This is a genomic window from Syntrophaceae bacterium (genome assembly GCA_013177795.1).
Taxonomy (GTDB): Bacteria; Desulfobacterota; Syntrophia; order Syntrophales; family UBA2192; genus UBA2192.
Window position 1 is genome coordinate 473,455 of record JABLXY010000004.1, and the last position, 24,436, is coordinate 497,890.

At 63.4% G+C, this 24,436-nt stretch carries 26 protein-coding genes and 1 pseudogene; 22 read left to right on the forward strand and 5 right to left on the reverse strand.

From position 1 onward, the window contains the following. Positions 1-32 precede the first annotated feature (32 nt). Entirely contained in the window at positions 33-764 is a 732-nt protein-coding gene (locus HPY67_16370; protein ID NPV06290.1) for a nucleotidyltransferase domain-containing protein, read from the reverse strand. 72 nt (positions 765-836) lie between these two features. Further along, on the reverse strand, positions 837-1,637 hold the full coding sequence (locus HPY67_16375; GenBank protein ID NPV06291.1) for a TPM domain-containing protein: 801 nt from the start codon (positions 1,635-1,637) through the stop codon (positions 837-839). A gap of 262 nt (positions 1,638-1,899) precedes the next feature. On the opposite strand from HPY67_16375, the gene HPY67_16380 reads away from it, so the two are divergent. Further along, a complete protein-coding gene (locus tag HPY67_16380; protein NPV06292.1) occupies positions 1,900-4,644 on the forward strand; it encodes a PAS domain S-box protein in 2,745 nt (914 codons plus the stop codon). 63 nt (positions 4,645-4,707) lie between these two features. Here HPY67_16380 and HPY67_16385 read toward each other — a convergent pair whose 3' ends face one another. Beyond that, the gene (locus HPY67_16385; GenBank protein NPV06293.1) at positions 4,708-5,022 is read right to left on the reverse strand and encodes a hypothetical protein; all 315 of its coding nucleotides are present in this window, start codon (positions 5,020-5,022) and stop codon (positions 4,708-4,710) included. 266 nt (positions 5,023-5,288) lie between these two features. Between HPY67_16385 and HPY67_16390 the strand changes: the two genes are divergently transcribed. Then, positions 5,289-5,504 carry a hypothetical protein gene (locus tag HPY67_16390; protein ID NPV06294.1) on the forward strand — a complete coding sequence of 72 codons (216 nt, stop codon included), beginning with the start codon at positions 5,289-5,291 and terminating at the stop codon, positions 5,502-5,504. 77 nt (positions 5,505-5,581) lie between these two features. Here HPY67_16390 and HPY67_16395 read toward each other — a convergent pair whose 3' ends face one another. Both HPY67_16395 and HPY67_16400 read right to left on the reverse strand, forming a co-directional pair. Then, positions 5,582-6,583, reverse strand: coding sequence for a s-methyl-5-thioribose-1-phosphate isomerase (locus HPY67_16395; GenBank protein ID NPV06295.1), 1,002 nt, complete (start codon positions 6,581-6,583; stop codon positions 5,582-5,584). Positions 6,584-6,611: 28 nt separating this feature from the next. Further along, complete coding sequence (locus tag HPY67_16400; protein NPV06296.1) at positions 6,612-7,370, reverse strand: cytosolic protein; 759 nt, start codon at positions 7,368-7,370, stop codon at positions 6,612-6,614. A gap of 297 nt (positions 7,371-7,667) precedes the next feature. On the opposite strand from HPY67_16400, the gene HPY67_16405 reads away from it, so the two are divergent. The 20 genes and pseudogenes from HPY67_16405 (at position 7,668) to HPY67_16500 (ending at position 24,355) form a co-directional block, all read left to right on the forward strand. Beyond that, entirely contained in the window at positions 7,668-8,246 is a 579-nt protein-coding gene (locus HPY67_16405; protein ID NPV06297.1) for a C_GCAxxG_C_C family protein, read from the forward strand. Positions 8,247-8,442: 196 nt separating this feature from the next. Continuing rightward, positions 8,443-8,910, forward strand: coding sequence for a transcriptional repressor (locus HPY67_16410; GenBank protein NPV06298.1), 468 nt, complete (start codon positions 8,443-8,445; stop codon positions 8,908-8,910). Positions 8,911-9,404: 494 nt separating this feature from the next. Further along, positions 9,405-9,731: a DUF5320 domain-containing protein gene (locus tag HPY67_16415; protein NPV06299.1), complete on the forward strand. Its 327-nt coding sequence runs from the start codon at positions 9,405-9,407 to the stop codon at positions 9,729-9,731. Positions 9,732-9,815: 84 nt separating this feature from the next. Continuing rightward, positions 9,816-10,863, forward strand: a pseudogene (locus HPY67_16420) (hypothetical protein). Between the two features lie 5 nt (positions 10,864-10,868). Next, positions 10,869-11,756, forward strand: a complete 888-nt coding sequence (locus HPY67_16425; protein ID NPV06300.1) for a P-loop NTPase — start codon at positions 10,869-10,871, stop codon at positions 11,754-11,756. Then, positions 11,713-12,603: a P-loop NTPase gene (locus HPY67_16430; GenBank protein ID NPV06301.1), complete on the forward strand. Its 891-nt coding sequence runs from the start codon at positions 11,713-11,715 to the stop codon at positions 12,601-12,603. The genes HPY67_16425 and HPY67_16430 overlap by 44 nt, the downstream gene beginning before the upstream one ends. A 34-nt stretch (positions 12,604-12,637) precedes the next feature. Continuing rightward, positions 12,638-13,456, forward strand: coding sequence for an Mrp/NBP35 family ATP-binding protein (locus HPY67_16435; protein NPV06302.1), 819 nt, complete (start codon positions 12,638-12,640; stop codon positions 13,454-13,456). Between the two features lie 27 nt (positions 13,457-13,483). After that, positions 13,484-13,723 (forward strand): zinc ribbon domain-containing protein, encoded by a 240-nt coding sequence (locus HPY67_16440; protein ID NPV06303.1) that lies wholly within the window; start codon positions 13,484-13,486, stop codon positions 13,721-13,723. Positions 13,724-13,838: 115 nt separating this feature from the next. After that, complete coding sequence (locus HPY67_16445) at positions 13,839-14,276, forward strand: iron-sulfur cluster assembly scaffold protein (protein ID NPV06304.1); 438 nt, start codon at positions 13,839-13,841, stop codon at positions 14,274-14,276. 75 nt (positions 14,277-14,351) lie between these two features. Continuing rightward, positions 14,352-15,377 carry a (Fe-S)-binding protein gene (locus HPY67_16450; GenBank protein NPV06305.1) on the forward strand — a complete coding sequence of 342 codons (1,026 nt, stop codon included), beginning with the start codon at positions 14,352-14,354 and terminating at the stop codon, positions 15,375-15,377. Positions 15,378-15,466: 89 nt separating this feature from the next. Continuing rightward, positions 15,467-15,721, forward strand: a complete 255-nt coding sequence (locus tag HPY67_16455) for a redoxin domain-containing protein (protein ID NPV06306.1) — start codon at positions 15,467-15,469, stop codon at positions 15,719-15,721. 69 nt (positions 15,722-15,790) lie between these two features. After that, positions 15,791-16,192: a redoxin domain-containing protein gene (locus HPY67_16460; GenBank protein NPV06307.1), complete on the forward strand. Its 402-nt coding sequence runs from the start codon at positions 15,791-15,793 to the stop codon at positions 16,190-16,192. A gap of 151 nt (positions 16,193-16,343) precedes the next feature. Continuing rightward, entirely contained in the window at positions 16,344-17,681 is a 1,338-nt protein-coding gene (locus HPY67_16465; GenBank protein ID NPV06308.1) for a sigma 54-interacting transcriptional regulator, read from the forward strand. Positions 17,682-17,900: 219 nt separating this feature from the next. Further along, positions 17,901-18,230, forward strand: coding sequence for a hypothetical protein (locus HPY67_16470; GenBank protein NPV06309.1), 330 nt, complete (start codon positions 17,901-17,903; stop codon positions 18,228-18,230). A 69-nt stretch (positions 18,231-18,299) separates the two neighbouring features. Continuing rightward, a complete protein-coding gene (locus HPY67_16475; GenBank protein ID NPV06310.1) occupies positions 18,300-18,557 on the forward strand; it encodes a hypothetical protein in 258 nt (85 codons plus the stop codon). A 73-nt stretch (positions 18,558-18,630) separates the two neighbouring features. Then, a complete protein-coding gene (locus HPY67_16480; GenBank protein NPV06311.1) occupies positions 18,631-20,058 on the forward strand; it encodes a hypothetical protein in 1,428 nt (475 codons plus the stop codon). Between the two features lie 19 nt (positions 20,059-20,077). Further along, positions 20,078-21,253 (forward strand): MBL fold metallo-hydrolase, encoded by a 1,176-nt coding sequence (locus HPY67_16485; protein ID NPV06312.1) that lies wholly within the window; start codon positions 20,078-20,080, stop codon positions 21,251-21,253. Between the two features lie 23 nt (positions 21,254-21,276). Then, positions 21,277-21,687: a hypothetical protein gene (locus HPY67_16490; protein NPV06313.1), complete on the forward strand. Its 411-nt coding sequence runs from the start codon at positions 21,277-21,279 to the stop codon at positions 21,685-21,687. Between the two features lie 50 nt (positions 21,688-21,737). Further along, positions 21,738-22,421, forward strand: coding sequence for a hypothetical protein (locus tag HPY67_16495; protein ID NPV06314.1), 684 nt, complete (start codon positions 21,738-21,740; stop codon positions 22,419-22,421). A gap of 74 nt (positions 22,422-22,495) precedes the next feature. Beyond that, the gene (locus HPY67_16500; protein NPV06315.1) at positions 22,496-24,355 is read left to right on the forward strand and encodes a GTP-binding protein; all 1,860 of its coding nucleotides are present in this window, start codon (positions 22,496-22,498) and stop codon (positions 24,353-24,355) included. The last annotated feature ends 81 nt before the right edge of the window (positions 24,356-24,436 follow it).

Sequence of the window (24,436 nt, forward strand, 5' to 3'; positions counted from 1 at the left end):
GGGAGACATGGCGTCGCGGGGAGGATTGTCTCTCAAGGCCCAGGTGCGTCGACGGCCCCGATCAGCTTCTCGATCTGTTCCGTGTAGGACCGGAAGATGCCCCTGAGCTCCGGCAGGGTCAACCCCTTTTCGCCCTCGCGGAGGTCGATGCAGCGCAGGAAGGGCGCTGTCTCGATCCCGAACGATTCGGCCACCGCCGCCACGATCTCCCGCCTTCCCCGGGGCGCCTCCCGGCCCTTCAGGGCGAGGAGGGCGACGAAAACGGACAGGAAGGCCGTGATCGATGCCGCCAGCAGTGCCCGGAGCTCCTGCGCCTTGTCCGCCGTCTCCAGGAAGCGGGTGCGCAGCAGCATCACTTTCCCCTTCAGCTCCCGCTCGCACTGGAGGCGCAGCGCCTTTTCATCGAAGGCGAGCTGTGCGAGCACGTCCTCGCCGAAGGCGACCTCGTAGTGCCGCTTCATGTTCAGGAACTCCACCGGGTAGGCATCGAGGGAGGAACCGATGAAATCCTTTGTCATGATCACCGGTGTTGCGACCGCCTTCTTCCTCCATTTCGGGATGAGGGGCAGAAGCTTCTCCAGGCCGTCCGGCGCGTCCTTCGCGAGGACGACGAGGAAATTGATGTCCGATTTCCCGGCGATGTAGTCCCCCCGTGCGCCGCTCCCGTAGAGGATGACGGAAAGCAGCCCGTTTCCGTAGATGCCCTTGAGATCCCCGACGATCTCCGGGAATACCTCCTGCGGTGTCTTCGGTGCCTTGGTCATAAACCCCTTCCTGAATGATCCCCGGTCTTTTTCTTACCCTCACACCTTCTTACCTTCTCAACCTCTGTCTTTCTAGAAGTCTCCCCCTGCCCCGCCTCCGCCGCTCATCCCGCCCCCGAACCCGCCGAACCCCCCGCCGAACCCCCCGAAGCCGCCGGAGGAGCCTCCCCCCCAGCTGCCTCCGTAGCGGCCCCCCCCATAGCGCCGGCCGCCGCCGGACCAGTTGAAGAGGAGCATGGCGAGGATGTACCGTCCCGTCTCCGTGAAGAGCAGCAGGAGGACCACGATGAAAAACAGAATCATGGTGAAGGGGCTCACCGGCGTCCCCCCCGTCGGCCTGGCGGGCTGCATCGGGGGCCTGCCCGTGAGCGTCACGCCGGCCTGGCGGGCGATCACGTCCGAAACGGCCGCCATGGCGTTGGACAGCCCCTTGCCGTAATCGCCCCGCGACAGGTGCGGGATGACGTGCAGGCGCAGGATCTCGCCCGCGACCCCGTCCGGCAGGATGCCCTCGACGCCGTAGCCCGTCTCGATCCGCACCCGCCGCTCCTTGAGGGCGAGCAGGATGAGCACGCCCTTGTCCTCGCCCTTTTTCCCGATGCCCCAGGACTCGTAGAGGCGGGTCGCGTACTCGTCGGGCGACATGTCACCCACGCTGCTCACCGTGGCCACGACGACGGCCGTCCCGGTCTTCTGCAGAACCTCCCGGGCGAGGTTCTCCATGGATTCGCGCTCTGCCGCGGGGATCACGTTGGCGAAGTCGTTCACGGCGCCGATGGGGCGGGGAAAGACCGGTTCCGCGGCGGCGGACGGTCCCGCAGAGAGGGCGGACACCAGTACCAGCAGAAGAGCGGTGAGGAAGCGTTTCGTCATGTGCGCCGGCGGAGCTTTCGGGGCCTCGTGTCAGAGGATTGTTGCATGGGGTCGGGTTGCTGACGCCCGAGCGTCATCTATCCTACGCACGCGTCGCGGTGAAGTCAAACTTTTCCTCGGGATTCCGGGCGGATAGAATGGCCCCGTCCGGTGTCGTCCCGGCGGCTTTTCTTGGCAGAGTATTTGCACGCTTGCGGGTACCCCAGCCGCACCGTTTCCGATGTCACAGCCTCGACCAAAACCGGTCTATCCGGGAGAGCAGATGGCCGTCCCCAGCAGGAAAACGAAACAGCAGCTCATCGAAGAGATCGAGGCCCTCCGGAAACAGCTGGACTCCCGCGAACCGCCTCCCCGGATCGAACCGGTCGAATCCCGCCAGCTCTACGAAATCCTGGCGCAGAGCTCCCATGCCGGCATCTACGTCATCCTCGACGGGCGCTTCGACTTTCTCAACGAAAAGGCCGCACTGCTTGCGGGGTACAGCGCCGACGAGATGATCGGCATGCGAAGCATCGACATCGTCCACCCCGAGGACCGGGAGGCGATCCTCGAGCAGGCCGTCGCGATGCTCAAGGGCTACCGGTCGGCCCCCTACGAGTACCGCATCATCACGAAGGACGGGCAGATCCGCTGGATCATGGAGACCGTCACGCCCATCGAGTACAGGGGGAGGCGGGCCGTCCTGGGCAACTCCATGGACATCACGGCCCAGAAGGAGCGCAGCCGGAGGCTCCAGGAGCTCGAGGCCCTGGAGGCCTCGATCCTCGACGCCATCCCGCACGCGGTGCTGGGTCTTGCAAAGCGCCACATCATCTTTGCCAACGACGCCGTCGACGCCGTCTTCGGGTGGCGCCCCGAGGAGCTCATCGGCAAGACGACCCGCATCCTCTACCGCAGCGACGAGGAGTACAACGACATCGGCAAGTTCCTCTACTCCACGCTGCGCCGGCAGCGCACCTGCAGCGCCGAGATCCCCTGCCGCCGCATGGACGGCCGCGAGATCGTCGTGCGGCTCCACGCCTCCCGGATCGGCGAGACCCTCCGCGAGGGGCGGATCATCGCCGTCTACGAGGACATCACCCAGCGGCGGCGCAGCGAGAAGGCCCTGCGGGAGTCCGAGCGGTTCAACAAGGAAATCATCTCCAGCGCCAACGAGGGGATCATCGTCTACGACCGGGAGTTCCGCTTCATCGTCTGGAACCGCTTCATGGAGGAGCTGACGGGGCTCCGCGCCGATGAGGTCCTGGGTGTGAGCGCCTTCGACGTGTTCCCCCACCTGAGGGAGCAGGGCGTGGACCTGCTGCTGGACCGGGCCCTCGAGGGGGCCACGATCACGGCGCCGGACCTCACCTACTACGTGCCCCAGAGCGGCAAGACGGGCTGGATTGCGGGCACCTACGCCCCGTACCGCAACTCCCGCGGCGAGATCGTCGGGGTCATCGCCATGGTCCACGACATCACGGAGCGCAAGCTCGCCGAGGAGGCCCTGCGCAAGAGCGAGGAGAACTTCCGCGCCATCTTCGAGACGGCACCGGACTGCATCTTCATCAAGGACCGCGCCCTGAAGTACGTGCTGGTCAACCCGAGCATGGAGGCGCTCTTCGGGAAGCCCGCCTCCGAGATCGTGGGGCTCTCCGACGGGGAGCTGTTCGGCGAAGAGACCGAGCAGCGGACCCGCGAGATGGACTACCGCGTGCTCGACGGCGAGATGGTGGAGGTCGAGTACAGCGACACGATCAACGGCGTGCCCGTGACGCTGCACGTCGTGAAGGTCCCCATGTTCGACGACGCCGGCGTGATCAGCGGCATCTGCGGCATCGCCCGCGACATCACGCAGACCCGCCAGCTCGAGGCGCAGCTGCTGCAGGCGCAGAAGATGGAGGCCATCGGCACGCTGGCCGGCGGGATCGCGCACGATTTCAACAACCTCCTGATGGGCATCCAGGGTCACGTGTCGCTCATGCTCATGGACGTCACCCCCGATCACCCCCACGCCGTCCACCTCACGGGCATCGAGGACATGATCCGCAGCGGCGCGACGCTGACGCGGCAGCTCCTGGGGTTTGCCCGCGGCGGCAAGTACGAGGTCAAGCCCACGGATCTCAACGACCTGCTCCGCAAGTCCTCGGAGATGTTCGGCCGGACCAAGAAGGAGATCAAGATCACCCGCCGCGAGCAGGAGGGTCTCTGGGTCGTCGATGCGGACCGGGGGCAGATCGAGCAGGTGCTCCTCAACATGTACGTCAACGCTTGGCAGGCCATGCCCGGCGGAGGCGAGCTGACCCTCGCGACGCAGAACATGATTCTCGACGAGCAGTATGTGAAGCCACACAAGGCCAAGCCCGGCCGCTACGTGAAGGTCTCCATCACCGACACCGGGATCGGCATGGACGAGGCGACCCGTCAGCGCGTCTTCGAGCCCTTCTTCACGACGAAGGGCAGGGGCCGCGGGACGGGCCTCGGCCTCGCGTCGGCCTACGGGATCATCCGCAACCACGGCGGCTTCATCACCCTGTACAGCGAGCGGGGGCACGGCACGACATTCAACCTCTACCTGCCCGTCTCCTCGAGCGGGGCCGTCGCGGATGCTTCGCTCGACCGCCAGGTCATCAGGGGGACCGAGACGATCCTCATCGTCGACGACGAGGACATCGTCCTCGATGTGGGTATCGAGGTGCTCAAGACGCTGGGTTACCGGGTGCTGGCGGCCCGCGGCGGGCCCGAGGCGATCGAGATCTACCGGCAGAAGGCCGGCGAGATCGACATGGTGATCCTCGACATGATCATGCCCGAGATGGGCGGCGGGAGGGTGTTCGACGCGATGAAGGCCATCAACCCCTCGGTGAAGGTCCTCCTGGCGAGCGGCTACAGTCTCAACGGGCAGGCCGCACAGATCCTCTCGCGCGGCTGCGGCGGCTTCATCCAGAAGCCCTTCAGCATCATCGACCTCTCCAAGAAGATCCGCGAGATCCTCGACAAACCGGAAGAGACGCGCGCCGTGGCGTGATTCCCTCTGCGTTCCCCTCTCCCCCGGCGGGAGAGGGCGGGGGCAAGGGGGCCGAGCCGGTGATCAATCGCCCCGGGCGGCCGGCGGCCTGAGGTGCGAGAACTCGTACTCCTTTTCCTGGACCTGGAAAACGATCTTCTCTTCCTCGTTTTGCAGCAGCTTTCCCTCGATCACCCGCTTGCAGCCGAAGTCGTAAAACGTGACCTGGTGGGTCGGCATGTCCTTCTCGGCGAGGTCCTTGAAGGAGGCCCTCTGCTCCTCCGGTGTCAACTCCCGGACGGTGAGTTTCTGGGCCCGTTCCCTCGTCTCCCAGTCCTTCGTGCGGATGATGACCTTGTAGTTGGCGTGGAAATGAATGGGCATCTTGATGTCTGTCATCGGTGTCCCTCCTCGCGTTCGATGCACTCCATGCGACCCTTTCCGACCGCTCGGCCTTGCGTCCCCGGCCTGCGCCGATGAACGGCAAAGGCAACAGGCGTCAGGAAAGAAAAGGAGCATTTCTGGATCGATCGCCGCTGAATGCTGCGGCGAGCCTTGTCACAGCCGCGTCTGGAAATCTGCGTCCGTGCCGTTATTTTGATTGTTTCGTGCCCCCTGCTGTGCTACATTCGGCCTGCCCGAAAAGCCAAGGGGGATCAAAAACCATGGACCTCGGCGATTTTGTCCGCGTCACCCATCCCGGGCACCCGATGAAGGGAGCCCGGGGGAAGATCGTCGGCAGGCGCGGCGAATACAGGGCCGATGACCCCTGGTTCCTCGTCTACCTGCCCAGCCGGATGCGCAGCTACCTGATCCCCGGGTCGGCCCTCGCGGTGGAAAAGGTCGGCCCTGAAGCGGAGAGGGATCTCCTGTACCAGTGATCGAACGATAACGGTTGGCCCGGAAGCCCGGGCGAGAACGAGGGGGGGCGGTTCTCGGAATCGCCTCCCTTTCGCATTCAGCGCCTTCGCAGCTCCACCCCCCGTGCCGTCACAATTCCCGTCACCAGTTCGGGCGGCGTGAGGTCGAAGGCCGGGTAGTAGCCCTTCACGGCTGGGCCGCTGATCGGCGAGCCCCGGAACTCGAGGACCTCACGCGGGTCCCTCTCCTCGATGGGGATGTCCGCGCCGCGCGGCGTCTTCGCGTCCGGTCCCCCGTAGGCGAGGATGTAGAAGGGGATCCGGAAGTGATCGGCACAGATCGCCAGCTGCAGCGTCCCCACCTTGTTGGCCACGACCCCGTCCATGGCCACCCGGTCGGCCGCCGCGAAGACCTTGCTCACCATCCCCCTGGACATGCAGTAGGCGGCCATGTTGTCGGTGATGAGCGTCGTGTCGATGCCCAGCTCGCTCACCGACCAGGCCGTGAGGCGCGCCCCCTGCAGGTAGGGCCTCGTCTCCGTGCAGAGCACCCGCACGTCCTTGCCCTTCTCGCGGGCGAAGCACAGCATGTACAGCAGGGCCGGGCCCGGGAAGCAGTGCGTCAGGATGCGGTCGCCCGGGGCCAGGAGCGTCTCGGCTTGGCGCCCCGTGTCCTCGGAAATCCGGCGCTGCGCCTCCAGGGACCTCTTCAGGGACGCGAGGATGACCTCGGAGGCCGGCGCCGCCGGCCCGGCCTCGCCAACGCGGCGCATGAGCTTGTTCACGAGGGCCGCCAGGTGGTAGCCCGTGGGCCGGGTGGCGATGAGGCGCTCGGCCGCTTTTTGCAGCATCGCGTCCCTGCGGGACGGGTCGCCCCGCTCGGCCGCCCGCGCCGCGAGGAAAAGGCCGTAACCCGCCGTGATGGCGATGTCCCCCGCCCCCTGGACGGCCATCTCCTCGATGGCCCGCGCCACGGCCTCGTGGTCGGGGCATCGCAGGCGGACGATCTCCTGCGGGAGCCTCCGCCGGTCGATGACGACGAGCGCATTGCCCTCAAGGAAGACGTTTTCCTCCAGGTCCATGAGCAGCGGCTTTTTCATGAGCGGTCCCGGCGCGGTGTCCTGAGGCCTACTTCTTCTCGGGGATGCTGAACCGCCAGGCGCAGAACCACTCCTCGGGGTGCTTGTCGGGCGGGCAGCCGATGCACTCCGTCTTGATGCGGCTGTCGATCGTCTCGGCAAAGGTGGTGTACTCCACGAGACCCGCCGACTTGCAGGGGTAATCGTCGAGCTTCTTTCGCTTCCTCGCGGACTGGACGCGGCAGTCGTTCATCTGGAAGATGATGGCGTTGGGGCCGTCGTCGAGGATGGACTGGACGTTGATCCGGGCGTACATCCGGAACTGCAGAGCCACCTTCAGGCCCTCGATGCCCGGCTGCTCGGGCATGCCGAGGAACTGCTTGATGGACCATGCCTCGAAGGGGGAGAAGCGCGTCCAGGTGGAGTCGTTGCAGCGCTTGGCGTCGAACATGTCGCGGGCCGCCTCGACGCAGGTGAACCAGACGCCGTCGTTGGCCAGCCAGTTGATCCCCACGTTGTTCAGGAGGTTGATCAGCTGGTCCTTCGGCATGTCGGCAAGCACCTTCGGCACACCGTCCTTCATCGCAAAGCCCAGCGTCTTGGACAGGCGGTCCATTTGAATATTGTAGCTGTTCTTGCGGGCCTCCTTCAAGATGTCCAGGGACTTCGCCAGACCCAGCTGGTGCTCTGTTTCCATGAACCACATGGTGTAGTGGACGATCACACGGTGGAAGGCGTCGACGACGAAGCGGGCCAGGTCCTCCTGGCTGAGATCCTCGGGCCTCTTGACGTTCTGCAGATACGACATGATTTTCCCTCCTTGTCAAAGATTCGATGATGGCCAGCCCGCCGTCGGAGACCCCTTCCGTGGCGGGGAACAGGAAAGGCAGGTGCCCTTTTCAGACCCCACCTGTCCATACATGAACGCCAGGGAAAAATCAACCGCGCGAAACGTCCCGCGACGCGTCTCTCCCCCGGCTGCCTCGGCGAGCCGCGCCCGGCAGGCCGCGGGCAGCCGGGCCGCCGCCCCCCGGGAAAAATATTCTTGATATTGTCAGAAAATTGGTCTTAGGATGAGCCACAAAAAAACGGGAGGGACGGGACCATGACGAAAGAGGAGAAAATCGAGGCAATCCGTCAACGGGCACGAAAGAACTTTTCCCTCGGATACAACTGCACGGAGTGCGTCACCGAAGCGGTCCTGGCGCTGGTGGACACGGGGCTTCCGCCGGAGGTCAAGAAGGTCGCCACCGGGTTCGGGGGAGGCGTGGGCCTCTACGGGGACACCTGCGGGGCCATCACGGGCGCCGTCATCGCCGTGGGCTGCGTCCACGGCCGCTCGACGCTCCCCGAGGACCCCGACCCGAAGCAGGCGGCAAAGAAGTCGGCCCAGCAGCTCTACGGCAAGCCTGGCCTGTACCGCCTCTTCAACCAGATCCCGAACAAGTTCTTCGAAAAGTACGGCTGCACGGCCTGCCGCGACCTCACGACGAAGTGGCAGAACAACTGGCTCTGCAAGGAACACGCACTGTACTGCAGGGAGATCATCACCGACGCGGCGGGCATCGCCGCGGAACTCATCATGACGGACCGTGACGAGGCGGCATCGAGGCCTTTCGGAAAGAACGTCGAGCACCTCGAGGAGACGCCGGAGGCCTGTGATCTCTCGGGAAAAGGGACCTGAGGCTCCGCCGCATCGTGAGCAGGTCGCTCACAAAAGAATCGGAAAATCGGCAAAAGGCCCCGGCTCGAGCATGCGGGGCCTTTTGCGTCCCTGCCCCCATCGCCCCTTCGCACCCTGAAAAAATAGTTGACAATGGAAGAAGGAGGGAGTAGATTGCAAATGAAAATGGTTTTCAATATCAATTTAGGCGTTCGTGATGGAGAATCTTAAGAGGGGGCACCAATGGTGCCACGGAAAAGTCAGGGGTTGCGGGTTCAGAATGACCCTGGGGCGTGAAGCCGTACTTGATGTTTTGTCCCGCACGGACGCGCATTTGAGCGCGGAGGACATATACCTTCAGGTTCACAAGATTTACCCGTCCATCGGCCTGACATCCGTGTACCGGACCCTGGACATGCTCGTCAACATCGGTCTCGTCTACAAGTTCGATTTCGGCGACGGCAGGGCCCGGTTTGAACTGGCCGAGGGGCCGAAAGGCAAGGACCACCACCACCATCTCGTCTGCACGGGGTGCGGCAACGTGATCAATTACCGGGACTTCATCGACGAAGAGATCGCTCTTTTGAAGAAAACGGAGGAGGGCCTGTCGAAGAAATACGACTTCGCGATCACCAATCACCTCATCCAGTTCTACGGCCTGTGCTCGGCATGCAGGAAGGGGTAGATTTTATTTTTGCCGATAAATGAAAATGGTTTTCATTTGTGATAAATCACGCCAAGGAGCCAAGGGCGATGCCGAATTATGATGGGACGGGTCCGAGGGGTCTCGGTCGCCGGATGGGGAGAGGCAGAGGCAAGTGCCGACGGGACAGCGGCGGCAAGGGGACCGTCACGCCGGTGAGAGCGGGCGGCAGGTTCTCGGACATTCTGTGGCTGGTCCGGGAGGCCATCGCAATCTGGGGGGCCGTCAAGGCACTGCGCGGCGTCAAGTCAGGCCCAAGCCTGTCCGTTTCGGATTGCGGCCTGCCCGAGCAGGAGAACAAGCGACGGCTTCAAACACCGGCTGGCCCGCAAAAAAACGGGAAGTGCTGGAGACGGATGCCCGTCCCCGTCTCATTGAATACAGGGAAACATCTGCCCCCGGCGTGAAGAGAACGTGACGGTTCATCCCGAGGGGCAAAGAATAAAAAAGAAAAAAACAATCAGGAGGTTTGTACAATGCCAGGATTTGACGGAACAGGTCCGAGGGGCATGGGCCCCATGACGGGCGGCGGCAGGGGGTTCTGCGCAGCTCCCGGTTATGCGACCGGTTACGGCAGGCCGTTCTTCGGCGGCCGGGGCTTCTTCGGCCGCGGCGGCGGAAGGGGCTGGAGGAACCAGTATTACGCCACGGGGCTTCCCCGGTGGCAGCGCTGGGCTGTCTGGGGCGCCCCGGTATCGGCGGAGGACGAAAAACAGGCGCTGAAAAGCGAAGCCGATTTTCTGCGGTCGAGGCTGAAGGCCCTTGAGGACCGCCTCGCCGCCCTGCAAGGCGAAAGAGAGTAGCGGCAGATTGAATCTGCCTCCCTGAGGGGAGAGCCCCTTCGCGAAGGGGCCTCCCCGTCCAGTTTGAAAGGAGTGTCTCGAGAAATGAAGATCGCCATCTCAACAGACGGCAATTTCGTTGCCGCCCACTTCGGCCGCTGCCCGGCCTATACGCTGATCGACGTCGAAGACGGCAAGGTCAAGGCCAGGGCCACGATCCCCAACCCGGGCCACCAGCCCGGCTTCATCCCGCGCTTTCTTCACGAAAAGGGCGTCAACGTGGTACTCACCGGGGGGATGGGGCCCCGGGCGCAGGATATCTTTCAGGAACTCGGCATCAAGACCCTGCAGGGGGTGAGCGGTCCTGTCGACAACGTGATCGAGCAGTTCCTCTCCGGAACTCTTGAGGGCGGTCCCAGCTCCTGCGACCATCCGCACGGGGATTCCCATCATGAACACGCAGCCGCCCCGGGGGACTTTGCACGGGCGGAAAAGACCGGGATTTCCGGGAACACGCGGGTCTGCGTGACGGCGGAAGGAAACACCCTGGATTCGAACGTCGACCCGCGCTTCGGCCGCTGCCGCTATTTCATCTTCGTGGACACGGCAACGATGGCCTTCGAGGCCGTCGACAACGCCGCGGGCGGGGCGGCTGGCGGCGCCGGCATCCAGGCGGGCCAACTCGTCGCGTCTCACGGCGCGAAGGCCGTTCTGACGGGTAACGTGGGACCCAACGCCTTTCAGACACTCCAGGCCGCAGGCATCGACATCTACACGGGGGCGTCCGGGACGGTTCGCGAGGCCGTCGAAGGGTTCAAGAGAGGTACCTACAAGGCGACGGGCGTTCCGACGGCCGGAGCCAAGTCAGGAGCGAAATAGACGACACAGGAGGTTGGACATGCCGTTTGGAAAAGGAGCAGGACAGGGTGGCGGCCGCGGTGCAGGAGGCGGAGGCCGGGGAGGCGGACGAGGTGCCGAAGGCGGCCGCGGCCCGGGCGGAGGCGGGGGACGCATGGGAGGCACCCGCGCGGGCGCGGGCCCCGGCGGGAACTGCCTGTGCCCGAACTGCGGGACCAAGACGCCCCACACCCCCGGCGTTCCCTGCTACACGGTCAAGTGTCCCGAGTGCGGGTCGGCCATGGTGCGGGAGTAACCGGCATGGTGATCGCCGTAGCAAGCGGAAAGGGCGGGACGGGCAAGACGACCGTGGCGGTCAGCCTGGCCCGCGTGCTGGGGGACGTCCATCTCCTCGACTGCGACGTGGAGGAGCCGAACGCCCATCTTTTCCTGAAACCCGAGCTTACGGAGAAAATCCCGGCCCGGGTCATGGTGCCCGAGATCATCGAGGAGAAATGTACCTACTGCGGGAAATGCGCGGAGGTCTGCGCCTTCAACGCGATCGCCGTCATCCCCCCGAGGGCCGGTCTCAAGGGCGGTGTTCTCGTCTTTCCGAATCTGTGTCACAGTTGCGGTGCCTGTTACCTCCTCTGCCCGGAGGGTGCCATCCGTGAGGTTCCCCGGGAGATCGGCGTTGTCGAAGCAGGGTGGGCTGGGGCCATCCGCTTCGTCCACGGCCGCCTGCATGTCGGCGAAGCCATGTCTCCCCCGCTGATCCGGCAGGTCAAGAAGCATATCGATCGGACCCGGACGACCCTCATCGATGCGCCCCCGGGCACCTCATGCCCGGTAATCAATGCCCTGGACGGCAGCGATTACTGCCTGCTGGTTACGGAACCGACCCCGTTCGGCCTCAACGACCTCATCCTCGCCGTCGAGGTTCTCCGGGTCATGGGGATCCCGCACGGGCTCGTCATCAACCGGTGCGACATCGGCGACGACGGGGTGGAATCCTATGCCAAGGCCAACGGCATCCCGGTGCTGATGCGCATCCCCTTTGACAGGACGATCGCGGAGCTCTACTCCCGGGGGCTCAGCGTCGTCGAAACGGACGGGGAGTACGCGGAAAAATTCCGCGGCCTCTACGAGGCGATCAGGAATCATTATGAAGCAGATCGTGGTGATCAGCGGCAAAGGCGGCACGGGTAAGACGATCCTCACGGCGTCGCTCGCCTCGCTGGCGAAGAACAAGGTCATGGTCGACTGCGACGTCGACGCGGCAGACCTGCATCTCCTGCTCAACCCGCGCGTCGTCGAGACGCACGAGTTCCGGAGCGGCAAGACCGCGCGGATCGACCCGGACATCTGCATCGGATGCGGCAAGTGCGCCGAGGTGTGCCGATTCGATGCGATCCGCGGGGCCGACGACCGCTTCGCCGTTGATCCCCTCGCCTGCGAGGGCTGCGGGCTCTGCGCCCGCATCTGCCCCGTCGAGGCCGTCGAAATGGGGGAAAACCTTTGCGGCCATTGGTACCTGTCGGAGACGGCCTATGGGCCCTTCGTCCACGCGAAGCTGGGCATCGCCCAGGAGAATTCGGGGAAACTCGTCGCCCTGATCCGGGAGAAGGCGAAAGAGCTTGCCCAATCGAGCAACATGGACTATGTGATCATCGACGGCCCCCCGGGGATCGGCTGCCCCGTGCTGGCCTCGCTCACCGGGACGGACCTCGCCGTCATCGTCACGGAGCCGACCCTGTCGGGCATCCACGATGCGCGCCGGGTGCTCGAGCTGGCCCGGCATTTCCGCATCCCCGCCGGCCTCGTGATCAACAAGTGGGACATCAACCCGGAGCGCAGCCGCGAAATCGAGGCCCTATGCGCCGACGAGGGGGTGCGCCTCCTGGGGCGGATTCCCTTCTCGAAACGGGTGGCCGAATCCCTGATCCGTGCGGTCCCCTACGTCGAGACGGCCGAGGATGAAGTCGCCGCGGCGATCCGCAGCGCATGGGAAAAGATCGATTCCGAACCGGCGGGCAAGGACTGCCGGCCGTCATAGGAAATCCCAGAAAGGAGTCACACAGCATCAACCCATGAAACCGATCCAGATCCAAGAACCGAAGGACGAAGACAAGCAGCTCAAGGACCGGATGTCCCGGATCAAGCACAAGATCATCGTGATGAGCGGCAAGGGCGGCGTGGGGAAGACCTCGGTCGCCGTCAACCTCTCCTATACCCTGGCGAGGGCCGGCCGGGAGGTCGGGATTCTCGACATCGACCTCCACGGACCCAACATCGCCAAGATGCTGGGCGTCGAGGGACAGGGCCTCGTCGGGTCGGATAACGGGATCGAGCCCGTCCGGGTGCTCCCCAACCTGAAGGCGGCAAGCATCGCCTTCGCCCTGCCCAGTGCGGACAACCCGATCGTGTGGCGCGGCCCCATGAAGGCCAACGCCATACGGCAGTTTCTCGAGGAGGTGAATTGGGGCGAACTGGACTTCCTGATCGTCGACTCGCCGCCCGGCACGGGCGACGAGCCGCTGAGCGCCTGCCAGCTCATCCCGGATGTCAGCGGGGCCGTCATCGTCACGACGCCCCAGGACGTCTCGATCCTCGACGCGCGGAAAAGCGTGTTCTTCGCGCGCCAGCTCAAGATTCCTGTTCTCGGGATCATCGAGAACATGAGCGGCTTCGTCTGCCCGCACTGCGGGAAGGAAACGCTCCTGTTCAAGCAGGGGGGCGGCGAGAGGGCCGCGAAGGACCTCGGCGTGCCCTTCCTCGGGCGAATCCCCTTCGAACCGGAGCTGGTGGAGATGGCCGACCGGGGGCTCCCCTTCGTCCAATCACGGAAGGACTCGCCGTCGGCGGCCGCGTTCCAGGGGATCGTGCGGCACATCGTGACCTCCCTTTGAGGCGAGTCCCGAAAGGAGGGCCAAACGATGCCGATTTACGAGTATCAATGCGGAAACTGCGGCGGGCTGTCGGAATTCCTCGTGGACAGCAGCGGGCGGGACGAGCCCGTCGCCTGCCGGATGTGCGGCAGCGGTGACATGAAGCGGGTCCTCTCGCCGAGCGTCATCGGCCGGAGCCGTGGTCCATCGGGCGGTCGCCCCTGCTGCGGGAGGGACGAGCGATGCGATCGGCCGCCCTGCGGCGGGGAAGGCCGGTGTGATCGGTGATCGGGGCGGGGACCGCCGATGCCGTTCTGCCTTGCAAAGGCCCGATTGATTCCGGGGGCCGGTTGTGCTTAAGGGGAAGGAAAAAGGGTGACCGGCAGGAAGGGAACCTGTCTCGATGGAACGCGACGCGGAAACGATACGGGCGCTGCTGGAGATGCTCTTCCAGCGCACCGGCAGGCGCTACACGGAAAAACTGATCCGGCTCGGGACGGACGCGACGAACAACCGCCGCATCGAAAAGCCCGACGGCTACGCGACGCTCGTGGGCGAGTGCGGCGACACGGTGGAGTTCTTTCTCCGGGTGAAGGACGGGCGGATCGAGGACGCCGCCTTCACCATAGACGGCTGCATCTCCGCCTTCGCGTCGATGGCCGCCGCCGCCGAGATGGCGCGGGGCAGGACCCTTCGGGGCTGCCTGAACATCAACCAGAGCGCCATCGCGGAGTATCTCGGCGGGATGCCCGAGGAGGACCGCCACTGCGCCCTGCTGGCGGCCCGGGCCCTCCAGAAGGCCCTGCGGGACTACGCCGTCGGGAAAACCCGGAAAGGCTGAACAGGAATGGAAGCAGCATCATGAAACGCGGATGACGTTACGTGATGCAACACGAGTGTGAAAGGGAGAGAGGTTATGTTCCACGAGGAAAGATGCGACTTTTGCGGAGACTGCCTGGCGCGTTGCAAGTACCTGGACTTCGACAAGGAGAGCGGTTCGGCGGCGATGCGGAAGCTCGTCGCGGGCGAGAAGTCCGACTGGATCTACGACTGCGTGACCTGCCTGGCCTGTGACGAGTACTGCCCGACGAAGGCCCGGCCCTTCGACCTCATCATGCAGCGGATGGAGGAGGCGGGGGATTTCACGGACCCGAAGCTGCGCGCCGACATGGCGGCGCGGTTCAAGTTCGAAGGGGAGCCGAAGCCCGTTCCGCCCGCCGAGCGCGTCATGTCGATCTGCGTCATGCAGGGCAACATGCCCTGGGCCATCCAGGGGCAGCTCTTCGAGACGATCCCCCTGCTCAAGGGGAAGCACTACTTCTGCAACGTGCTCTTCTCCCACATGGGCGACGAGTCGATCCTGCGCGAGCGCATCCAGGGGATGGTGGACAACCTGGCCAAGTCCGGGGCGAAGGAAATCGTCTTCCTGCACGACGACTGCTACGCGGCGCTCATGGGCATCGCCCCCGAGCTGGGGATCAAGGTCCCCTTCAAGCCGATCCACCTCTTCGAGCACCTCCGGGACGTCCTGAAGGAGAAGAAGGGGAGCCTGAAGAAACTCGGCATGAAGGTCGCCTACCAGCGGCCCTGCGCCTCGCGCTACACGCCGGAGAAGGACCCCATCGTAAACGAGATCTTCGACCTCATCGGGGTGACGCGCATGAAGCGGCGGTACGAGGGCGAGGACGCCCTGTGCTGCGGCGTGGAGGTGGCGGGCCCGGGCCTCAAGCTCTTCCCCCGCGGGAAGAATTTCGAGCCCTTCCGGGTGAAGAACGTCGAGGACGCGAAGGCCAGCGGCGCCGAGGCGATGGTGTACCTCTGCCCCATGTGCTTCACGATTCTCAACAAGAAGGTCCGCGAGGCGGGCATGAAGAATTACATGATCAGCGACCTCTGCCGGCTCGCCCTCGGCGAGGAGCTTCCGGCGGACAGGCCCCAGTGATCCCCGGAGACGGCCGGAGGTGAAAAGACCCTTGCGGGGCACGACCCGGCCGTTTACAATGCATCCTGTTGAGAAAGGAGGTGGACCCATTGGCTGAAGAGATCAAGGCAGGCTGTGCGAGGCCGACAGGGGGGCTCGTCGGCGAGGAGCCCCCAGGGGACAAACCAGCGGAAGCGGCGGAACCGAAGAAGGAGGTGAGGTCCATGATCATGATCGGCAGGAAGGCGCCCGATTTCATGGCGCCGGGGTATTTCCAGGGAAAGTTCATCAACGTGCATCTCTCGGACTACCTGGGCAGGTGGGTGCTTCTCTGCTTCTACCCGGGGGATTTCACCTTCGTCTGAGCGACCGAGATATCGGCGGTCGCCGATAGACACGCGGAATTCGAGAAGCTCGGGGTCCAGGTGCTCACCATGAGCATCGACAGCGTGTTCGTCCACAAGATGTGGGTGGATCACGAGATCTCCAAGATGGTCAAGACGGGGGTCGTTCCCTACCCGATGCTCTCCGACGTGGGGGGCAAGGTGGGCACGGCCTACGGCGTCTTCGACGACCTGGCCGGGGTGGAGACCCGGGGCCGCTTCATCATCGACCCTGACGGGGTGATCCAGGGCTACGAGGTCCTGACCCCGCCCGTGGGCCGCAACGTCTCAGAGACCCTTCGGCAGATTCAGGCCTTCCAGCATGTCCGCAACAGCGGCGGCACGGAGGCCACGCCCTCGGGCTGGCGTCCCGGCAAGCTCACCCTCAAGCCCGGCCCCGACCTGGTCGGCAACGTCTGGAAGGTCTGGAAGACCGAGATGGAACGGGATTGAAAACGGGAGTGATTCGGAGAGAAAGGACACGGGACGGGCTGGGGCAAGACCCTCAGCCCGTTTCATTTTTTTGACAGGAGTGCCGTCTTTACTTTCGAACGGTCTGCTGGTAACTTGAATTGCCTATCTTCGATGACGGGCCTTCCGGACAATGCTCACAAAGGACTGCGACCGAATCCTCGACAGCGTGGCCGTAGGCGTTTTCAGCGTCGACACGGACCTGACCATCCGCTTCTTCAATGCGCAGGCCGAGGCGATCACCGGGTTCACCAAGCAGGAAGCCCTCGGCCGCAAATGCTACGAGATTTTCCGGACCGAGCGGTGTCTCGAGAGATGCTCCCTCCGCAGGGCGATTGAAACCAAGCGCCAGATCGTCAAGGTCCGCAACGTCATCCTGAACCGGGAAAACCGGGAAGTCCCCGTGGACATCACCGTGTCCGTCCTCCTCGACGGCGACGGCAACGTCATCGGCGGTGTCGAATCCTTCCTCGACGACTCGGTCAGGGTGTCCCTCGAAAAGGAAATCCGCGGTTCCTGGCACTTCGAGGACATCGTGGGGCGAGACGACCGGACTCGCAAGGTTTTCGATGTCCTGGGCACCGTGGCCCCCACGGATTCGCACGTCCTGCTCCAGGGAGAGACGGGCACGGGGAAAGACCTGATCGCCCGCGCCATCCACAACGCAAGCCCGCGCCGGAAGGGTCCCTTCATCAAGGTCAACTGTGCCGCCCTGCCGCCCCAGCTTCTCGAGTCGGAGCTTTTCGGCTACCGAAAGGGCGCGTTCACCGATGCCAGGACCAACAAGCCGGGGCGCTTCCAGCTGGCACAGGGAGGGACGATCTTCCTGGATGAAGTCGGGGAGATGCCGCGGGAGCTGCAGGCCAAGCTTCTGCAGGTCCTCGACGAGAAGGAGTTCTTCCCGCTGGGTTCCACGCACCCGGTGAGCGTCGACGTGAGGGTCATCGCCTCGACCAACAGGCGTCTCCGGAAAATGACCGCCGACCGGGACTTCCGTGCGGATCTCTATTATCGGTTGAGCGTCGTCGAAATCGAGATTCCCCCTCTGAGGGAGAGGCCCGCCGACATCCCCCTGCTCATCGGCCATTTTCTGGACAAGCACGCCCGCCTGAGCGGAAAGCCCAGGCTCGAGGTCACGCCGGAGTTCATGAGGACCCTTCTGAACTACGGTTACCCGGGGAACGTGCGGGAACTCAAGAATATCATCGAGCACGCCGTCATTCTCGCCGGGGCACAGAAGCTCGACGTGCAGTATCTGCCGGCCTATCTTTTGAGTCCCGCCGGACGCGAAGGGGGCGCAGATGAGCGGGGCGCCGCTGCGGGCGATGACGGCGAGCGAAATTCCCTAAAAGCGCTGCTTCAGACCCACGGCTGGAACCGGACAGCGGCGGCCCGGGCACTCCGGATCAACCGGACAACCCTCTGGCGCCGCATGAAAAAGCACGGGCTTCTCCCAGGCGACCCCACCTGACGTTGCATATTGCGCAACGATGTTGCAATTCCAAGCAACAATGTTACATCCTTATTTTTGTTAAGATATCTTCTTCTTTCCCGTCTGTTTGCCTAAATGAACGCAACGTTCATGCAACGGGTCGGCAGTTCCGACAGGCCCCGCTGGCTCTTATCTTTTTGTAATCATTAAAGAATTTTCCGATCTGGTGCTGGCATAATTCCTGCCGTTGCTCATCGCATGAAAAAAATCGCCGTCTGCCAGCTTGCCGGGCGCATCGCTCCGCTCTACGACACCACGCCCGAATTCGTCGTTTTTTCCATAGATGACCAGCGCCGTGTTCTCGAGCGGTGGACCATCAATGTCGGCTCCATGACGTCCGCGGAACAGACGGCCATGCTCGGCCAGCTCGGTGTGGAGCTGGTTATCTGCGGCGGGGCGAAACAGGAGTGTCAGTGCCACCTTCGGGAGCACAACATCCGCTTCATCGATAACGTCATCGGTAATGTCGATGATGCCGTCGCCCGCTATCTCGAGGGGACCCTGCGCAGCGGCGAAGTCATCAATTGATCCTTCCGCGCAGGTTGAAGAGGCGAATGAAGCGATTGCGATGAACCGTCTTCGAAGGAGGGCGGATCCATGTCTTTTGATCGCAACAGGCGGGAATTTCTGGCCAGGGACCTTCTCGGGGGCCTCGTGAAGCTCATCGAGGGATCGGGGACTTGCGGGGAGGAGGAGCGGCCGCGGGACTATTTTGCCACCTTCGAATCCTGCCAGCCGCTGCTGGCCGACGCCGGGGAATTCCTTTACGAGGAGGCCGCACGACTCGGGATCGATACCGCCGGGCGGAGCCGCGAAGACATCGCCCGGGAGATCTTCTCCCGTCAGAACGCGTGAAGGAGGTGAAACCAAACCTGGGAGATAGAGGGCTTTCATGATCGACATGGAGACTGGGAAAGGAGGTTCTTCGATGGAAGAGAAGACAGTAAGGCTTTACGGTGAGGGGTACCTGGAGGAGCGAAAGCTGATCCCGCGCTGGCGGCAGCCGATCCCGGCGATCGTTGCGCTGCTCCTCACGCTGGCGGTGTTTTACGCCACGTGGTGGATCTTCCAGGACCCGCGGGGCTGGCTGCGGATGTACACGCCGTACGTGGGCTACATGTACACCCGCTGGTGGCTGATCATGCTGATCTGGATGGTCTACATCTTCAACTACTGGCCCTTCAAGCGCGCCTGGCTGGAAAAGACACACCCCGTCGTCAAGGGAAGCATCCTGACGTTCATCTCCGTCTTCATCCTCTACGTGCTCATCAAGGGCTTCTTCGAGGGGCTCCTGGGCAATTTCGGGATCGCCTACTTCAACCCCGGCAGGCTCATGCAGCTGCCCCGGATGACGGAGTTCTTCGCCCTCGAGTACGCATCGCTTGCCTGCCTGATGTTCGCCGCGATCGCCTCCTGGCTGAGCCCGGCCTGGGTGGTGGCCTGCGAGGAGGTGCCCTGGCAGAACATGAAGCAGCCCGGCAAGGGCATCAGCATCCTGGTGATGACCTTCTTCCTGAGCACGCTGATTTTCTTCATGACCATGCACTCCCACATGGGGATCCTGTATTACCCGTGGCAGTACTTCACTGCCATTGCGCCGCCCTACTGGGAGCAGTTCGCGAACACGGTTTCCGGCAATTTCCACGTGGCCTGGATCATGTGCTGCACGGTGATGGTCTGGATCGTGGAGACCATCTGGGAACGTTTCCCCTTCAAGCTGATCAAGACGGACTGGCTGCGGCGGGTGACGGCGTTCTTCGGGATCATCGCCCTGGCCTGGGCCATGTTCTTCTTCCTCTACTTCGCCCAGGAGCTCACCTGGGGGCCTGCCATCCGCGGCACGCGGCTCATCAATGCACCCGACTGGCGCTGGCTGCACGTCGGGGAGATGGCGGTCTTCTTCCTGCTGCCGGCCATCTTCATCACGTTTTACTGCAACAACTGGCCGCGCCGCTTCAGCCTGCCCGTCAACGTGCTGGTCCGCACGGTCATCACGATTGTCGCCGCCAGCCTGATCTACATCCTGTACTACATGTTCTCGCATGACTTCCTGGGCACCCAGAAGGGGTTCATGCACGAGCAGCAGTTCCCGATGATCCCCACCATCTGGCTGATCAACATCTGGCTGGTTCACCACTGGTTCATGGACAACTGGCCCGCCTGGAAGATGGTGCCGAAGACGGCGGAGGAAATCGCCGAGGAGCATGCCGCCGAAAAGGCGAAGGTGGCCGAAGTCCGGTGGAATCCCTCTTTGGGCTGGGGGCTGGGCGTCGGGGCCCTTTGCGGGGTTGCCGTGTACTTCATCACACTGGGTATCCTGCCCTGGTTGTACAAGAACATCACCGTGATCCGGTAGACTTTGACAAGGAGGCGTTATGTCTGAAGATAAGGGCAAATTCAGCCGCAGGGACTTCTTCAAGGGAGCCGCCGCGGGCGTTCTCGGGGGCAGTTTCCTGGCGATGGGCGTTTATTCCTACAGCCCCTGGCGCAAGAGCTACTTCCCCGAAGTGAAGCGGAAGATGGCGGACATCGGCGTCTGCAAGAGCGTCAAGGTGACCAACATCTCCGAAACCAGCTGGTTTCAGAACTCCGTGCTGATGGGCGACATCAAGGGCGCCGGGGGACTCCTGGTGAACCAGTACAGCTACAACTGGCCGCCCTTCGGCGACGGAACCGGACTGGGAAAGGGCTCGTTCGAATCGGGCGTCGCCAAGATCAGGCACCTGCTGCCGCACAACGTCGACGAGGCGTGGGCGATCACCGAGAAACTCTCTGTGAACCCGCAAAACGCCGGGGGGTTCGCCGCCCTGATCGAGGTGGAGGAGCTGAGCGGCAAGAAGCGGAAATTCCTCCTCGACAGCGGGTGGTCCTACAAGTGGATGCACGAGTGCTTCAAGCGCGAGGGGATCGACCAGATGCTGAAAAACGGGGAGATCGAGGCCCTGTTCATCTCCCACGAGCACTTCGATCACTTCTGGGGCGTGCCGGTCACCTTCAAGTATGCCCCCAACATCACCACCTACATCCCCGACGGTTTCTACCCCGAGGGCCTGCAGTATCTGAAAGACGCCGGCCACAAGGGGAAACTGATCAAGGTCAAGCCGGGGCTCAACCCCATCATCCCCGGCCTGGCGACCTATGTCTTCGCCGTTCCCATCATCTGCCGGGTCTACGGGGAGCAGGCCGTCTATGCCAACGTGAAGGACCTCGGGCTGGTCAGCACCACGGGGTGCTGCCACTTCGGCATCATCCAGTTCGCCGAGACGGCCTACCGGGAGATCGCATACGAGAAAAACCAACTGTACGGCATCTATGGGGGCCTTCACATCTCCCCCTTCGAGGACTGGGACCCGAAGTATGACGACCTTGTGATTTCCCTGGGCAAATACGGGTTTCAGAAGATCGGGTGCAACCACTGCACCGGGATCCTGTGCGCCAAGAAATTCATCGAGCGAGGGTACCCGGTCCAGAAGGGGACGGCCCGTTTCAGGACACAGGACACGGCATACCTGGGCAACGGCGACAGGATCGGCTTCGGGATCGACGTGTGAAGATCACCGCGCAGGAGGCGGCCATGGTGACGTCTGTCAGAGGAAAGTTTGCCGGAGGCAAAGGGATACTCGCGCTTCTGCTGCTGCTGGCCGGCGGCTTGCTTGGGTTCCTCGGGCCGAAGGTCAGCCCCGAGATGAAAGAGGTGATCGACCGGTTCGCCGACCGGTCCCAGCGGGAAGCGGTCCTGCAAAAATATGGAGCGCCCGGTGTCGTGCCCAAAGAGTTGACCCAGTGCGAGATGGCCAAACCGGTCGTGACGAAAACCGAGGAAAGGGAGGGCATCACGTACTACACGCTGGAATCCAGGGTCGAGAAATGCGAGCAATCACCGGCAGCCACGGGGACGGTGAGGATTTTCCAGATGGGCTGGAAGGACCGCAAGATCGTCAAGTTCTCCTGGGGCGGCCCCAAGGGCGGCAAGGTGGAGTACTGAGAAAAGGTCACAACCCCTGGGAGGATGCTTCTCAAGAAAGAGGGGAAGTCATGAAGCGAATCGTTTTCATGATGGCGATGGGTTATTGCCTGACGGGGCTGGCGTGGGCCGGCCCCGATATGGGCATCATTCCGGAGATGCAGGAGTGCATGCAGTCCCACGGATCGCCCGCGGAGTACGAGGCGGCGCTGAAAAAATACTGCGACACCGGGATCATCCGCAGGGCCATGGCGCTGCTGGTCATCAAGAAACCTTACGTGATCAAGACCGAGCAGAAGGGGGATATGATCTGCTACACAGTGGAGGGCACCACGGTGGAGACATCCTACGAGTTGCCTGCTGACACGACGCAAACGTACAACGTCTGCTGGAAGAACCGCCGGGTCGTATCGCTCGAGTTCTACGACGCCAAACCAAGGGTGTACGAGGAGGTCATCCCTGAGATGCGGGAGTGCCTGCGATCCCATGGGTCGCCCGCGGAGTACGAGGCGGTTCTGAAGAAATACTGCGACCCGGGGATCATGCGCAAGGCCATGGGGCTGCTGGTCATCAAGACGCCCTACGTCGTCAAAACCGAGAAGAAGGGGCCGGTCATAACCTACACGGTCGAGGGCCGCACCGTCGAAACCTCGAGCGAACTTCCAGCCGATACTTTGCAGAGGTACACGGTGAGCTGGAAGAACGGCAGGATCGTCGCGCTGAATTTTTTGGGCCCGAAAAAGCCTGTACGCTAGAGGGAGGCCCCGCAGGTGCCCTGCAGCGATTCGGGCATCGTCCTCCCGGGGGCTGAAGAGGGTCTGCTGTGGAGTTGCGTCATTTTTTCCGGGGTGACATCCGGTCTGATGCCGCCGGTGCCGTGCAGGAACTGATGCGCGCCATCCTGGTGCGCGCCCAGTTCGTGCCCGGCGTTCGCCACTCGCTGGGCTGGCGGGGGCTGAAGCAGTCGGTCACGGCGCAAGCGGAGGGCTGGACGGCCCGGATCGCCGGGCATGAGGGCGTTTTCGGGCTGCGCTTCTCCGGCATGGAAGATGCGCCGGGCTGGGTGGTCGGCACATTCGGCCTGAGCTATTTCCCCGGTGCCGGCGAGGCGCTCGTCGAGAGCTGTTCCCTGCGTGCAGCGGCCTGCACCCAGCGCCCCGATTACATGACCCTCGTCCGCGAGTTCCTGCAGCACGAGGAGACGGCCGCCCTTTTCAGGGTCGGAACGCTGCTCCTGGCCCTCGATGCCCGGCAGCAGGCGCTGTACCTGGGCATGGAGAGCCTCTCCGTGCTGCGCAGCATCGCCCGGGCCGGGGTCCGCCTGCCCCGGGAAGGGCGGATGGTGCAGGTGATCGAGCCCGGCGGACGGGATCAGAATTTCCCGGCCCTGCCGATCACGCGGGCCTTTTTCGACGTCCTGGCGTCATCGCTGGCGTTCCATCTCGAACGGTCCCCCGGCTGCCTGTTCGAGCGTTCGTTTCCCGGCACGGAAATCGTTTATGATCCGGCGGGGGCAATCGAGACAGTTCCCGCAGCGGACATCGAGGAGGTCCTCGTCGGCCTGGGGTACGGCGAGGGCCGCTTTGACGAGCTCTTCGATGCCCTTGCCGGTTCGCATCGTGCCCCGGGCAGGGACCTGCGATGGCAGGAGGGGGAGGCCATCCCCCCCGGTTACGGGAGCATGCGGTGGTGGAACGCCCGGCAGACAAGCGACTACAAGACACTGGACAAGAAAAGCCTCGGGATCGACGAGCGGCCGCCGCTCACGATCCTGGCGGGTTTCCTCGGCGCGGGCAAGACGAGTTTTCTGCAGCATTTCATCGAGTATCAGACCCAGCGCAGCCGATTCGTCGCGGTGATCCAGAACGAGATCGGCGAGGTCGGGCTGGACGGGAAACTTTTGGACTACACGGTCACGGAGATCGATGAGGGATGCGTCTGCTGCAGCCTGGCGGGCAATCTGAAGATGGCCGTGCATGACATCCTGTCGAGCTTCCAGCCCGATTCCATCATCCTCGAAACCACGGGCGCCTCCAACCCCCTGAATCTGCTCGATGAGATCGGAGAATTGGAGGAACTGGTGCGATACGACTGCACGGTCACTGTGGTCGATGCGCTCAATCTCGATTCCACGCTGTCCCGCTTTTCGATTGCGGCGGATCAGATCCGCGCCGCGGACGTCCTTGTGCTGAACAAGTGCGACCTCGTGAGCGGCCAATGCCTGGAGCAAGCGCGAAGACGGCTTCGGGAGATCAACCCCAGGGCCGTTGTATTCATGACGACACGGGGCGATTTGAACCCGGCCCTCATTTTCGACATCGGAGACCAGGGGCGGGGAAGAGACGCATTGCCCGTCACAGCAGGGTCACCTGTTCCCATCCGTCATTCTCACGTTGACGACGGCCTGCGCTGCGAGACCCTGGAAATCCCCGGACCGCTGGATCGTGAGAAATTCCTCTCCGCCGTTGAATCGCTTCCCGCCGAGGTCTTCCGCGTCAAGGGGATCGTAGAGTTCACCGACAGCCCCCAACCCATGCTGTTCCAGTATGTTGCCGGCCGCTACGAGCTGTCGTTGTTTCCCCAGCCTGCGGTTGCCGACCGCTTCCTGACCATCATTGCGCAAGGCGATGAACCGGACCTGGTCGGAAACGTCTGGAAGGTCTGGAAGACCGAGATGGAACGGGCTTGACGGACAGGAAAACGGAAGAAGCAACGGAAGAGGCGGGTTATCGTTCCCCGCCTCCTTTTCGATTTGTCGCTTTAGAAGCGG